Origin of the sequence: Chryseobacterium sp. FH1 (genome assembly GCF_000735135.1) — a bacterium.
GTDB lineage: Bacteria > Bacteroidota > Bacteroidia > Flavobacteriales > Weeksellaceae > Epilithonimonas.
In genome coordinates this window covers 640,396-656,390 of record NZ_JPLZ01000006.1, presented here as the reverse complement: position 1 = coordinate 656,390, position 15,995 = coordinate 640,396, and the positions used below count along the sequence as shown (strand labels likewise).

Here is a 15,995-nt window from a genome sequence, read left to right as displayed (position 1 = left end):
TTTTTTAAGGCACATAAATAATCATTTGGCATTTAACTAGATAAATAAGAATCCTTCACCCATTTTTCATCAATACTGATCTTTGACCATCCATTTTCCTGTTTATAAATGAAGACCTCGATTCCCCTCTTTATTGAGCTTATCTTTGGAAAACTGGTCCCAGGTCCTAAACGGACATTAAGAACATCAGCATTCACAAGTGATCTTTGAACCTCTTTCGTATAGAACGATGAGACCCAGTGTTGGGAAGACGACGATATTCTGTACCATTTGTTTTTCTCTTCATAGATTCGTAGGATAGCACCAAAAAGAGCGGCATCACGATCCTTCACGATGGAACTGGAAGAAGAAGGTCCCGACCTCACATTAAGTGTATCAGAGTTAACGCTCACATATTTTAGAATTTTATTGCCATCATTTGTCGTCACCAATTTTTTCAGGTGGGAAGAAACTAATGGAATGAAATATTTTCTGCAGTCTTCCACCTTGTTGCCTTCGAAAAAATTAGTTCCTGGACAAGACTTGTTGTTTCCAGAACCATTGTTTCTGACACCTGTCGCTAAATTGAACCAATGATGATAGACAATCCTGTTGGTATCAGGAATCAAATTGAATTTTTTGCATAGATTTGCTGTCACCGCGATAATCGCATCTTTTTGTTCTTTCGTCATAACATTTCCCCCTTTGTCAAAATTACCGATGCTTTCGATGCAAAAAGCGTTTGCATTATTACCATGTATACAAGCAGGCGACTTCTCAAAACTTCTACCTGTAACGACAGATCCATCGGGAAAAATGGAGATATGTTGTCCGATGTCGGCCCATCCATTAAGATTGACATGGGTATTCTTCATTCCTCTCTGCAATTCAAAATGGTTATTTCCTTTAAAGTGGATATATGAAGGAATGTAGGTATGATGTTGCTGTATAACTATCACCGTACGTGCAACTTTCAATTTATCTATATAGCTGGCAAATTCCTTTGAGTCCATTTTTGTAAAACCGTACTTCGTTTCCATTATCCTCTATTTTAACAGTTCATATTTAAAAAGTTCTTCAATAATGATGTTTGTGATTTTATTGCTCAATGTTCTGGCGATGAAACGATTTCCAACCGATTTCATAAAAGTATATCCTAAGAATCTCCAAACCCTTACCTTAAAATTTTTGATGAATACCAGTTCATTTCGCCTTTTGATGACAGGGATTGTCGCCTTATCATCATTTTTGCGAAGATGATCGTAAGTGATGTCTACAATGGACTTCAATCTTCTATTCAAAACTTTTTCAAGCGGTATCAAATTTTCCTGATAGTTTATAGACGGAAAAGTGAGCCCATTGGTATTTGATTCGTTAATGTAGGGGTAAAAACGGGTATTGTCGCCTTGTATTGCCTTTGATTCTATCCTGAAGTCAGGTATTATGGGAATCATTATTTTTTTAGTTATATTGTCAATGAAAGCATACTGATCTTTCAATGACTCTGACCATTCAGACATTGATGGATGTAGTTCTTCCTCTAAATGGAAGTAATATCTGAGGAAGCTCTGACAGTTCTTCCTGCCAAGCATGTAGTCATGAATACGAAAATCCTTGTTGATGAAACCTGCAAAACCAGACAAAGAACCGCAGGCAATGGTATTAGGGAGAAGCTCATTCTTTTCATTGTATCTTGTCGGCCAGATCATATTCTTGTCTGTGTTGTCATCAAACATGTCCGTGATGTCGTTTTCTTTAAAAGAGGCCTGCTGGCGCAAAGTGGACACCAATTTTGGAATTGTGGTGAACAGATCTTCGTCAACTATCTTTTCCTTCGTTCCTGTAGGTAGGATATAGCTTGGAAACGGATCGATCATGATCAATTTGTAATTTTTATTGAATTCCTTTCCGATTACTCTAAGCGCTTCCGCAATGGGCTCGTTATTTGTAAGGCCACCGTCAACAGCTGAAAAATTATAAAAGTGGTCAATTCTGGGCACAAATTTAAACTCATTGCCAAATATCCGTTTAAGGTTCCCAATAATGTAGTCCTTCGGGACCTTCTCAAATGACACACTCTTCAACCCCAAAGGAAAGGCACCACTTGCCCTGGCACATTTTAAAAAGAATCTTATCGAGTCGTCGTCATTTAAATCCAGATCAAGTTTCGAGGTATCATTATCGTTTTTATTGTTTTGAAAATAGGCAAATCCCTTATGATATGACATTGTATGGGCCACTTTATTTTTGTTTGAATCATAATATAGGTCGATAGGTATGCCCTTAAGATTGCTTAGTGTAAATAGAACGTCTAGATTGGGATTGATAAATTGAGGTAGGACATTGATTTCGATCGATTGAGATTTAAGGACAATCTTATCAATGAGCTGATCCATAAAACGCACATTCAAAAGGGATTCAAGTTTGCCTGTCTCAAGATCATCGGACGAAAGAAGATATTCAGATATGTCCTCATCATCATTCAGTCCAAAGTTGACCCAAGTATCAAACAGAATATTTTTCTTTGCATCCGTAGAATATGGATCAGATACCTCATTCAAAGAATTCTTCGCAAGCCCTATAAGAGAGACTGCGGCGGCTATACTTCCAGCAGATGCTCCTGTAAAAATATCAATGATCACATTGGGTTTCGGTATATTAGCAGGATGGCTCTTATGTTTTTCCTCCCAAAGAAACAGGGTATTAAACAAGTAATCCAGCACGCCAGCTGTGTAGGCACCAGCTGTCACGGCGCCTGCAAGCACAAGACCGATATGGATCTTGTCGTCTTGATAATTAATTTCGAATGCATCCATTAAATATTTTTTATTTAAAAATAAATTGTATATTTGTGATGTAGGATTGCCCTCCCATTTGGGAGGGTTGTCTTTTTTATAGATCGAGTATCTGCTGTATGGTGTAATGTCTAATTACATTATCAACCATAAGACTGATTCTGTCAATTCCTCTATCGTTGCCTTCCAACAATGCAGCCTTAAGCATATCTATGTTCTTTTGAATAAACAAAGCATTGTTTCCAAGATCAACTATACATTCTCGAGCACCTGCTTTTCTTGCCTTCTTAACTGAATTCTTCAAAAAATGGTGTGAACTTCCTTCAATCGAGCCATAAGACATTTTTGAAACAGTATAGTAGCAACCGAATTTTTTGGTTAGCAAATTATAGGTGTGCGGATTCTTTTTAAGATCCGTATTGATTTCAGGGAGAACCAAATAGTCATCAGGCATCTGTTTCCATACCGCGAGATCGCTAGGTATGTTCGATTCATTATGACTGTTGTTTCGGTCTCCGCTTCCTGTAAAGAACAAAAATGGAGGCATGAGGAGATTATTATCCCTTGTGAGATCAGAAGTACGAACATAAGCTCTGTATCGGACAAGATTTACATCAGTCTCTATCAAACTGCTAAATTCACCGCCTATCGTAAGAATATTTTCCTCTACACTCATCATCCCCGCCGTGTTTTCCGTCAACACCTTGAAATGGTGGTATAATGGATTGCCGTCATCGTCCAAAGTCTTGAGAACATCACTCTGCCACGTTGTCTCATCAAGGTATACCACTGTAATGTCGTCATTGCTCTGGACCGTTGCAAGTTCTACCCAATTTCCTTGACTATTCATTTTGTACAGGTGATATTTTGCATTGTATGCCTGCTTTTTCCAGGTAAATTTGACACCAGTAATTACATTTTGATCAGCTAGGGGAAATGCACTATATGACAACTCCGGTGAATTAGGTAGTACACTTTCTGTTATCGTAGTGATCAATAATTTGGAGGCTTCGGAAGGTGCGTAGTCAACTATAACCTGCGGGTTTGATCCTGAAAAGTCCGGTTCTGAATATTCTATTTCAGTTTCCACTGTGACTCTGTAATACAAGGGATCACCAAAAGGAATCTCAGGAAGGTCAATGTAGCTGTCAATTGTGTTCCAGCTCTCCTCATCAAGCATTTCCTCGTTTTCGAGATCGATTTCCTGAACCAGCGTCATTGTTCTTACAGACAAGGCATCTGACATATTTAATGCCCGATAGAGTTTTGCTTTTTTAACGCCATAGATCTTATCATAAGAATTTATCGAGATCTGCATCTTTGGAGTGATGGACAATATTCTATTTTCAAGAACAGGTGTGACGCTTTTGATTTCAGGCGCCTTGACAGGATATGAACTAACCAGTTTGACAGGACCTACAGCTTCACTAAGATCGCTCTGCTCCATTTGCGAGTTCAATTCTTTCACAGCATAGAAATAAAGACTGTTTGAGTTCCCATCAAGGTTGAAATCGACGAATAGAACCTGATGCGGGTCGTCATTTAGAGATTTGGCCATCGGGGCCATTTCAAAATCTGGTGAAGATGGACTTAGGAGGTTCCCACTTCTATCTCTGATCACCTGCGCTTTATTGACCGGCTGGTATTTTCCTGATTTTATATGTTGATAGATGACAGGAATCTCTGTAAGAGGTACGTAGGTGTTTTGGATGGTCTGTCTGATAAAATCTTCGAAAGTCAGTGTTCCATATGAACCATGTTTATTGCTGCTATGTCCTTGTATGATCACAGTTCCGAAATTGGTGATATTTGATGGGTTGACCGGTAATAGTGATTCTCCATAAAATAGGTTGTGCTCAGTTATAAAATTATTGATATTGTCAAATAACTGAGGATTGTTAGGAAGAGGAAGGCGATATCCATTGACGATCTTGAATAGCATTGTAGTACGGTCTATGTGAAAATTTGCCAGACCGAGAAGCCTGTCGTTTTCGAAACCGTCCTTATTTCTTCTTCTGATGTCACCTACTGAATTTCGTTCGATCTCATCACCGTATTTTGTTTGTTTATACAGCGAGCTTAGGAGTATATCATCATTACTCCTCAAAAAATTAACACTGAACGGCTTTTGTTTGAAGGTTGTGGTAAAAGCATAGGTGGAACGACCAAAGTAATCAGGTCTGGTTGCGTAGTTAGCTCCTAAAGGAGCGTATGGTTGCTGAGGCTCTTTTATAGTTCTTGCAAACATCAGGGTCGGTGTTGATATCGCAGACTTGTAATCCTCTTGAATATCAATACTTCTTAGACCAAAGATAGAATATTTGTCAGGTTGGTTCTCATTGCTGGAATAGATATGATCCTCATTAAGCCTGCAAGGATCATTTTTAAACAAATAGACCCTGTAGCCTGGATAGTAGTTTACCGCTGTTGTTCTTGAGTTGACAGATTGTATGGGATCATCATTATATGTTTCATCGACCACATAGAGTTTTAAGTCTCCTGATGACAGTGACGCATTGTCAATTCTAAGCACCTTAAGTGTTTTCAGCTCTGTACCTGATTGACCATCACGAGCAACTCTTACAGTACCCTGATACCATTGAACGCTGTTCTGTCCTGTAATTGACCTGTACTGCGGATGATTTCCTAAAGTATAGCCATTAAATGTTATGATGTATACCCCTTGGAACTCACCTATAGCTTCATCAACAAATTTTGTAATTGTAGCCCGCTTGTAAATTCCTCTAAATTTGCGATAATATGTATTTTCAGTAAGATCAGGGGCCTGCCCGGCAGTTGATTGTATTTCCTCAGTGTAAATTGGCCACTCAAATCCAACTCTCACTTTTAAAGGATGTGGATTAACATTGCCCCAAGTACTTTCATTCTGCATATTTTCAACAATCATGAAAGATTGCTCAACAACTGGTGCAATAAAATCAGACGGATCATAAGAGGTATTGCTATTTTGCTCAAATGCGTTACCAACCTGTTGCTTCAGAATGTGAAAAATAGGCAGGTCATTATTTCCAGGAAGGATATCATGGATGATAAATTCATTTCCTCCAGATGTAAATACTGCACCGATGTAATTTTCAATTTCCGATAAAGGGATAGCTGGAGATAAAGTCTGTGAGGAATCTTCGACATTTGGCTGGCCAGTACTGTGTAGCGTAAAATTACCAGATTGAACAACGGAAATCAAAGGATTTTGCGGAAGATCTACAACACTTGTAATCATGCCGAATAACTGCTTTGGAATATCTGGCCTAAAAAATATTTCAACCTCATCAGCAAAAACTTCCTCATCATCGGGAAGCGGACCAAAGTCAGGAACCTCAACGCCGTTCACCTTGTATAGATAGGTGATCATATCTTGAGATGCATCGTAGTCAAAGGTCAATCTGATAAAGGTCTTGTCTCCTAGAAGCGTAGCCAATGCATTCTGTTCATTTTCAGAAGTGAACATCAGTGGTGATTCTTTTTGGATCAGCACAGAATTGATGTTTGAAGGAGGTAATAAGCTATTGGTTGCCCTGATTTCAGTTTTGATGTCCCAGCTTGTGTATGCTGCTGTTGCTCGTGAAAACCAGTTGACTCCGTAAGAGCCGTATGTATGCATTCCAGACTTGGTCTCGTGGTGTATAAATGCAGGCTGCCCGTAATCTGGCAATGCAATCGCAACGGTTTCATTGGATGATATAATACCTTGACCATTGACATTTTTATAGTCTCTGTCATTAGGAAGTTCAGGGCTTCGCCATGCAATGTCACCGGTTTTTTTATATTCGATTCCTACATAGACCGGATAAGTAAATGTTGAGAGATCGAATCGTTGATTGGTAAAAAAGAAACTGCTGTTTGCGGGCTCATCAGGAGTTACCTCTCTGGTAAATAGGCTCAGGTAACGTGCCGTTCCATCATGGGTATAACCGTCCGCATCAGTAATGACTTGTGTATTTTCAGTATCAGTAGATGAAGTGGCAATTCCTGGAACAGGTTGCAAAAGTTCGACCGGACGTGTTGATCTTTCATCATTTTTAGAAGTCGGAAGTGACAGGGCCAAATGATTGACAGTCCTTTGACCATGTCCATCATTCAGATCAGCATCTGTTGTATATTGTGCTGCATAGATAAACTTCTGACCGGTATAGACCTCTGCGCTGAAATCCAATAAGCCCAATCCAAGCATCCTGGCAACATGATAATCCAAAGAGGCCATATTGAGAATAGTAAGATGGGAAACTTGTAAACCATTATCAGGATCAATAATGTCACCATCTTCATTTTCAAGAAAGTAAGTTTCATTGGCGAGTGGATCTGGATGTAATAGATCGGTGCTATACTCGATGTACTTTTCCACTGAATGCTTGATCCTGTTTCTGTCATCGTCTAATCTACCATTCCATTTAGTTCGATAATTGTCTATGTTCACGAACTCTCCTCCGTTATATCGTGGCCAGACGGCATGAATTGGATGGTTTTCGGGATCTGGATCTAAACGCTGATAAGCTACACTATCTTCAAGAGTCAAAGCATGTTCGCCGATATTTTTCCAGCTTGAGGTTTCATTTGCAAACTTTGCGAAATCACTGTAAAATTCAAAATCAATGGCGTTTATGTACAATTCAGATGTAGCAAACCTGATGCTTCTAGCATTCTCAGCGAAGATCTTTTGGCCCAATTCCGTAGTTGACAGTTGCTTTCGGAATGAAGTATGCTTTGGCAGATTCATCTGATTTGTCTCTACGGACTGAATTTCTGTTTTTATAGATGCAGTATTTGAGATACCTGAAATGTATAATCTTGCAGCAAAAAATAGTTGTTCCTTACACTCGACTTCAACCAGATTACTACCATATTGTTGTAAAAAACCCAATGGATTATTCAGCGGGCTTACTGATGCCCTGACCTGTTGGTATTTTGTCACACTTCTAAAATAGACATAAAACTTTTTAGTTCCAACCTCATACAACCATAAAGCCTCCGAATCAACTATAGCATTGGGTGCAACAGAAAGATTCAATTTTATTACAACAGGAACATATGGGGCCCTTAGCAAGGTCACAAAATCATTGCGCCGGTTGAACCCCGAAGGAGATTGGTAATAATTTCCCTTTGGAAGATGTTCTGCAAGTGCTCCTTTAAGCATCCATCGAAGATGTATGCCCGCCGTGCTATCAGTACCTTTGGAACCTGCCGCCTGCAGATAGATGCAACTGGATTGAACAAGTGCGGCCTCATCTGTACCTGTTTGATCACAGATCGATTCGAAGGTGCTCTCATGTGAGCTTAACCTGTAGCGTAAAGGTCCCGATTGACTACGCAGAGGTGAAGGAATTTTTGATAATGAACTATTTATTGAAAAAATGCTTTTCGGAAAGTTGCTAAGAGGCCTGTCAACGGTCAGGCAGACATTTGCATCTTGATTCATGTAGAAGATCATTCCTGCGGACCCATCCACAATGACACCATGAGCAGAAGATGATACTAGCAACTGGCCTGAATAAGAGGAATAGTGAATGCCATTTACAATGATCTGACCTTTGTCTGAGACCATTTCTTTGACCCAGAGAACGTTCAATGCTAGATCCGTCTTATGGATATGGGTTTCTTTGACAATAAATACATTGTCCGACGTTATGGCAAAATCAGAAACATCGTCCCCTACTGAAATATATCTGTAAACCGGTGGTATGGTAGGAACTGCTTCTGCAACAGATTCATTATTGTATAGTGATATAATGGCAATTCCAAAGGTACTGTCATTCCGGGCCACTTTCAAAGCAATCCTTCCGTAGTCATTAGCCTTGATTCTAAATATATTTCCAAAGCCACTGAACTCGTAATTATTGATATTTGACAGATCCCAGGTATTGAATTCAGCTATAAAACCAGCTTGACCCGAAATACCCGAGACTAGCAATGACGATCCAACTAATATCAGGTCTGATGCATCGATGATGTCTTCCAAACTCACGATTTGTTGGACAACCCCGCCTGTATCAAAGCTTGAAAGCGTATGATATCTTACTGAATTTGACTCATTTGTTTCCGAGGCAAGTATATAAAATCCCGCATAGTTTGACACGATCGTTTGCTGATGATGGCCATTTTCTTGAAAATTGTATGCCTTTGACCATTTCAGATTGCCGTTTGCATCAATGGCAAGAATATTTTGTGTAAGATTGTCTGTATTTCTAGCAATTAGTACGTATTGACCATCATAGTTAGATACTACATCATTAGATATTAAATCACTAGATACATCACTCTCTTTCTCATTTTCAACAACCAGATCCTCATTGCTGCCATTTTCTTGCTTTGCAGGCATTGCAGTAATTTGCACCATGACAAGATCCCTTTCCCCTTGTGTGACAGATGAATTGGTAATCGATCTGGACCATATCACGTTTCCACTCAGATCTACTTTAGTAATATGGACCTGATCACTCCCTCTTGTTTGCGATGATACAAAATAGATGTAAGATCCATCATATTCGACAAATTCTTGCGAAAATGTTATATTGCTGCTATAGTTATTTACGAAAGACATATTTTTATATTAGGTTGATTCTGGTTGTTACTTCATCTTTTTGCTCATACTTCGATCCATCCCAGATTTTGAAAATGAACTGAAATCTAAGAGCTGTCTCTGATATGAACATATCATTATGCATGATTATAGCTTTTGCATAATCTTTGGAATATAGAGCATGATAATTTCTGTTGATCGTCGGTCTGGCACCTGGCCTTAGCGGAGGGATCATTACTTCTATCATTCCTGCATCTCTATCATTGCGGCTAATCTGAGCAAGAGGAATCTTTGGATGGTTGAACGGTTCTGGATTCCTTACCAGCAAAGCAATAATTTTTCCTGTAACAGTATCGATTATTTTATTGAACTCCGTAGTTTCTGCATTGGCAAGTGGACTTATGCGAAAGATACCTTCCATTATTCTATCAAAAAGATCAGGATATTGTGACGAAATTTCTTCCGACATTTGATTTGAAATACCACGAAGCATATCAAATGCTGCCTGAATTCTCGAAGCATCAATTGACTGATGTATTTCGTAAACAGCCATTTTAGACTGGGTTTCATTATTTTCGTCCTGATATTCTTTGTAGCAACTTGTCACCTGTTCACGGAAGTTCATATATCGGGATGTCTGGAAGACAAATTTGTGTACTTCTTTAGCATATCTCAATTTATCGTCTTCTGTTATATTACTAAGATCTAGTTCATTATTACCCCAGTAAAAGTTAAGAACCTGGGCCGTGTAAAGCTTCTGTGGCTTTAAGAGCTTTGGTGTCACTGTTCGGTACGTAGATTTCGGCTTGACCAATTGGATAGATCCATGGCACTCGCTGTTAAGCAACATATTAAAGTACTGTTGATAGATTGCCGGCAACGGAGGATCATCGTCTTCATCCCAACTCTCGATAGTTTGCGGGACATCAATATCAACTACGGTATTATCCAAGCTAGGAGGGTTGCTGATCTCGACCCCTTCTACAGGATCCTTGATAATAATTTTCATTATGCCTCCTACTTCAGGAAGAGCGACCATAGAAGGATCTTCAGGATCTTTCATCGCTTCCCAGCCTTCCAAAAGTTTTTGAACATAAGTTTTATTGAAGTACAAGCTTATTTTGGTTGTATCATCTCCATAGAAAAGAGGTTTGGCATTGACAATATTCCCGTCAGCATTAGGATAGGATCTCTCATAATCAATATAACTACGAAGATTGGTATGCGGATACAGGTCAGGGTGGGCAGTGGTATTTTCTACCAAATTCTGCTCAGAGTCCACGATTTTGCCTACAGCATCTTTAAGTGTATGTGTCGAGTTTGGTACAATCCTATCACCATAGTCTGATTGATCGTCCAGATGGAAGAATCCAAGAGGACCAGCTGTCCTGAAGCCATATGCTTGATGAAAGACCTGGTTGTTGTTGCCAACGTTATCAACCATATCTCGCAAAGTAAACTTGACATAATATTTGGTGTCAGGACGCCATATCGGCTGTATCGACTTGGATATGGCATCCAATGTAGCCTGAACATCCTCATCAATGACCTCCAATCCCGGAATTTGCTCGTTGTAGGTGAAATCTTCCACAGACAACCAATTGATGTCGTGAAGCAAAGTGAAACACTTGTGCTCTGGTTTACAATTTCCCAGGTCAACAATGATTTGAATCAGTGCCTCACAAGCTTTCTTATAATTTTCTTCATTTTGCGAATAGATTACCCAACCTTGATCAATAATATTCTGAATAAAATTGATCTGGCGCTCTAAAACAAGATCCAGATAGTTATAGCGTGGATTTTGACTGACAAAGATATAATATGACTCTAAAAGCGGCGATCTGCTGACTGGTGGCCTATCATAGAAATGTCCAAAATCCTGATGGCTTAGGTATTGACCGAGATCACACAGAATTTGATCCTCACAAGGTCTTGCACTTTGCAACCAACTCAAAATCTGCTCGAACTTAGCTTTCAAAATCTCAAATCTGGAGATGATGCCATCAAAATTTACAGGATGTTGGCCAATATAATCTGCAAGGATGTTGTAGTAGGTTCTGTACAGCTCGACATTTTTATCATAGATCGGTGTGATATCGTTGGCACTGATCACAGAATATGCATACCAGTATCTGCCAAGATTATTTTTTATGAACTCAGCATAAATTTCCTTTCGTTCTTCTGGGCCTGGTTCGGGAATAAAAAAGTCATGAAACGCATACATCTCATTGAAATAATTATTATAATATGAGATCATTTCCATGTAAAAGCCACACACTTCAGGAAATAATTCCTGTGAGACGCCTTCACATCCAACCGCTTTTAATTGTCTTAAGGTTCTGGACAGATTGTTGTACAGTCTAGGATTGCTTGGAATGATCTCAATGATCTCGCCACCTTCAGCCAATGCATTCTGATATCCTTCATCCATAAGAACGGCCATTTGTTGCTCGATCTGACTTATGGTATCATAATCTGGCGTATCTGGAGTAATGACGATTTTTGTAATACCCATCTGTGTATCAGTATCTTCATATCTGATTGCAGTTGTAAGATCATCCTTCGTACGATATTCGCTGAAAATTCTTTCGTACTGAGGGTCGTATACTGTACTATCAAGATCTTTTGCAAACATCGTAACCCAAACACCAGAACTATATGTACTCAATCTCAGCTCAACTTCCAATGATGGATTTGGAAGCATTATAATCAAAGGTGCATTATTAGGAAACTTCAAGGATTTATCAAATGTAAAGAAATTTGTTTCATTTGTCACCTCAGCGTAGTCGCCCTGCATGGTGACCGATCCATCAGGATTCACGATATATTGAACATCTCCCTGAAGCTGGTATGAAGCTTTTTTACTGTGAAAATAGTTTGATGAAGAAGCATAATATTTTGTATTCATTTCCTTATCAAGGAAGTCAGAAACTGAAGACTCAATATTTTGGCCTTGACAAAACAAAGTTGATGATAAAACACCATATTGTTCAGGGACATACCATCCGGGAATTCCTTGTTCGGTATAAGAAAATGGTGTTGTGGCCAATATTCTTATGGCGTTATATTGATTGTCTTTTTTCTGCCACTGTCCTACTTTCAATGCGCCAAAGCTGTTTTCGGTGTCATTGGGATATAGCGCGACATATGGATTATATTTGATCCATTTTCTTGCTGTCGTGCTATAGGCTCGGATATCAATGCCCTCCAATGTGTACTGGTGTTTTACCTGACGTAGCTCGAGACCTCTCATCACCTTTTCAGGTGGAACCATATCAGTATATAGATCAGCTGGACTTGTGTAACCGCCTATGATATTGTCCACCAAATTAGGAAGCAACCCCTTTGTCGTTTTGATGTCAATGTATGTATCAAGTGGTATGACCTTGTCGATAGATTCTGCGGCAGCCCTTGGATTCGTATCTAAAATATCAGGATCTTCAAATTCTTTCAGATCAAAGGTTTCATTTGTCAGCATACTTACACCCTTTACTAGACTCCCCCTCTGATCTCTGATCTCTGTAAATGGATTGATAGGGTCTCTGTCCACTTTACTGTTAAATTCCCATTTCAGTTCCAGCTTCGCTTTAAATTTAATTTTAAAGAATAGCACCTTGATTTTAAACTCCACCATAAATGCACCGTAAATCAAGAAAGGTTGAGGTGATTCAACGGCAAGTAGAATTGTTACAGAGGCATATATCCTAAAGATCTTAACATTGATATCGATGGCTAGGCCAGCTTCGATATAGGCACCCATTTGCGGCTTTTGGAAACTGACCTTGCCTCCAAGCTCAAGATACGCCAGCACGAAAATTTTGACTGGCCCGTATTTCCTGTCAAATCTGAACTCCCCTCTTGCGCCAGCTTTGATTCCTTTCCCTGAGATCATTAAGTATGATTTCAAAGTAAAGATCTCCATTAGAAGCTTCGCGGTAATAGGTTTTTGCTCTGTACCGAAATTGATGTACCAATTAGAAGGGTTATTAAAGAAGAATCCAGCTTGAATCTCTGCATACAACTTAATAATCGCCCCTGAATCCGGAAACTTGTAATCGGCCCCAAATCCAAATTCTAACGAGTTATCTCCAAAGATAAAGAAAGCGAAAAAGGGCGGATCATCTGAAAAGCTCACCCTCTGGTCCAACAGCTTCATTCGGGCATCGACCATTATCATGGAAGGCAATGACAATAATAGCATCGCATTGGCAGATATTATATTTCCAGCAGCCATAGTATCGCCAAGAATGGCACCTACTCCCAGTGAGAATGGGAAACCGTAATTTTCCGTTTGATCCGGTCTGCTGAATTTATGCACATTGACCCCTCGTTGCGGTGCCGTATAATATTCATACCAGCTGTTGTTTTCATTCATCCCTATTGCCTTCTTCTCGGCAACATACCTGTAACCCAAGAGACCCCGGAAACCATAGATCGAGATAGGGCCAAGCGCAATTGGATTGGGCAGCTCAATGGCTGCATCAATCAGAAAACCGGGATATTTGGGAGCAAGTCTCATATCGACCTTGCCATTGATTCTAGGATTTTTTATTTTTAGATCAACACCACCTTGGTATTCTTGGAAAGCGCCAGGTTCCGGTATAGTAAGCCAGCCTTTTATGGCGACACTTGGATCACTCGAATTTGCAGGAATGACCATATCTACAAATATGGTCTGAATATGCAGATATGAATCCGGTCCTTTATCTTCTGACAGATCATCATCTATTGTATAGTAGTATTTGATTCCGTCACCTCTTGCATCAACTCCCGCTAATCCTATGCTGATTCCACCGTCAAATCCAAAGTAGTTGTATTTTCTGACCTTCCCTTTATATTCTCTTTCATGGGAACCAAAATGGATGGCGGTTACAGAGAGTTCGGTAGGTCCTATTTTTAATTTAACTGGTTTAGGGAGTGTAAGATTACCTCCATTCACTCGGAAGTCAATACGACCACTGCTGTATATACGTAAAGCTGATATCGTGATTGCTTGACCTTCTAACAAACCACCTAAAAAATCATCAATAAATTCAAGATCAGCAGTTGCTCCAATAAAGAATTCATCACCTTCTTTTCCAAGTTCGATGGAATTAAGATGCAGTTTGAATACGTTTAAAAAAGTTATTGTCGGATTAAAAGGAGGTACTGCAGAAGCAGTTAGAAGAAAATCCCCATTACGTTCTATATGACCAACAACATCTATCATTGCTTCATCACCATCGTCATCAGTAAATGTTGGAATTTCAAGTCGTGCTCTTATATTAGAGGAAACAATATCGCCTTGAGAAAATGCTATATCAAATGAATTAAATCCTAATTTCCAAGCTGTAGCTTCATCCTTTCCCAAGTTCACCCAAAAGAAATCCGTTTGCCCCGGAGGGTTACCTGTATTGATTGCTTCTAAGGCGATAGTTCCAGAAACCCCTCCGGTGCCTATTAATAAATGTTTTCCTGATATTTTTAATGTTTGACTGATGTTGGAATCTTTAGAAAACCATTTTTTTGGAAGAACAATATCAGTTTGCTCCGTGTAAACTCCCATAAATTCAGGAGGTCTACCGTCTACATCTGCTTCCGGAAAGTTTGTTTTTGTACTGAGATCTATCTTTAGGTTATGAATATTAACAATTAACCCCGTATTTCCTATTTGTACTGGAGTAATTGTATTGATAACAATGTCCATATTATATCCAAAACCTTGTGTTGTATCTGCATAGAAAAGAGCTTCCGCAAAGGTAAAAAGAGCTTTGGGTTCCTGATCTTTTATAGGAGCATTGGGATTAGTGACAGGTATAGGTTCGTAAGATACATCTGTATTATTGATAATTGTTCCTTCCGGATAAACTGGAATCAACATATTACGGGGGAATTCTATTCCAGCAATTAGGGTCAGTGTAGCTCTGAATTTTGGAATTAGAATTTCCTTGATGTAATCATCTATATTTTCAGGTAAAAATGATTTAAAATATATTTTTAGCTTGTCTAAGGCCTGATTAGGATCAACCGATATGTAAGCACCCAGTGCAATAACCGAAGCGTACTGACCACTACTTTGGCTAAACATTTCCATAACGATTTGTGTTATAGTAGTATCTTCTGTTGGTGCAGGAAGATTTAAGTCTGTAAGATCATTAATATCTGTAACAAACTGTTCTAATGCTGTTGTATTGTCATCTATCGGAACGACAAAAAGATTAATGAAATTTGCAATTGCTTGTTCTTCCGAAATATTAAGAATGCGTAGTGCCACTTCAAAGATCTGTTGTGGAGAAAAAGAAAAACTGTCTATACTGAATGCTCGAAGATATGCCAAGATTTTCCATTGATACTCTACGGTGATGGGAAATGCAGATATATGTGAATCTCCTCCGGTAATATCCGGATTTAAGACCAAATATATGCCTGTACCAGGTAGTTCTATATCCAATCTATTAGGAGTTACAAGCGATAGGCTATAGAATGCCGCATCTCCTGTTGGGCTCTTACTATATTGTAAATCCTTATAATGGATTTTGTCAAGCAAATTTTGAAGTCCTTCTTTAAGAAAGCCTAATATTTCCGGGATGTCTTCTTTAGTGATAACAGAGGATAGTGTCGGATAATATCTTCTAGCTATAACAGGCGTAGTTCCATTTGGCATAACAGAATATTTGTTAATTATGTAAAATATGTACTAAAATTGT

General features: G+C 39.1%; 4 protein-coding genes. All 4 read right to left on the bottom strand.

Annotation, left to right across the window (positions count from 1 at the left end):
- Positions 1 to 32: 32 nt before the first annotated feature.
- Positions 33 to 1,019 carry an SH3 domain-containing protein gene (locus IO90_RS09965; RefSeq protein ID WP_034966064.1) on the bottom strand — a complete coding sequence of 329 codons (987 nt, stop codon included), beginning with the start codon at positions 1,017 to 1,019 and terminating at the stop codon, positions 33 to 35.
- Positions 1,020 to 1,025: 6 nt separating this feature from the next.
- On the bottom strand, positions 1,026 to 2,795 hold the full coding sequence (locus IO90_RS09960) for a patatin-like phospholipase family protein (protein WP_034966063.1): 1,770 nt from the start codon (positions 2,793 to 2,795) through the stop codon (positions 1,026 to 1,028).
- A gap of 76 nt (positions 2,796 to 2,871) precedes the next feature.
- Positions 2,872 to 9,330 (bottom strand): hypothetical protein, encoded by a 6,459-nt coding sequence (locus IO90_RS09955; protein ID WP_131450854.1) that lies wholly within the window; start codon positions 9,328 to 9,330, stop codon positions 2,872 to 2,874.
- Between the two features lie 4 nt (positions 9,331 to 9,334).
- Positions 9,335 to 15,952 carry a hypothetical protein gene (locus tag IO90_RS09950; RefSeq protein WP_034966060.1) on the bottom strand — a complete coding sequence of 2,206 codons (6,618 nt, stop codon included), beginning with the start codon at positions 15,950 to 15,952 and terminating at the stop codon, positions 9,335 to 9,337.
- Positions 15,953 to 15,995: the final 43 nt, after the last annotated feature.

Bases quoted from the DNA above. Each gene is read 5' to 3' on its own strand.
- IO90_RS09955 (WP_131450854.1), bottom strand. From the start codon at position 9,330: ATGTCTTTCGTAAATAACTATAGCAGCAATATAACATTTTCGCAAGAA.
- IO90_RS09965 (WP_034966064.1), bottom strand. From the start codon at position 1,019: ATGGAAACGAAGTACGGTTTTACAAAAATGGACTCAAAGGAATTTGCC.
- IO90_RS09950 (WP_034966060.1), bottom strand. From the start codon at position 15,952: ATGCCAAATGGAACTACGCCTGTTATAGCTAGAAGATATTATCCGACA.
- IO90_RS09960 (WP_034966063.1), bottom strand. From the start codon at position 2,795: ATGGATGCATTCGAAATTAATTATCAAGACGACAAGATCCATATCGGT.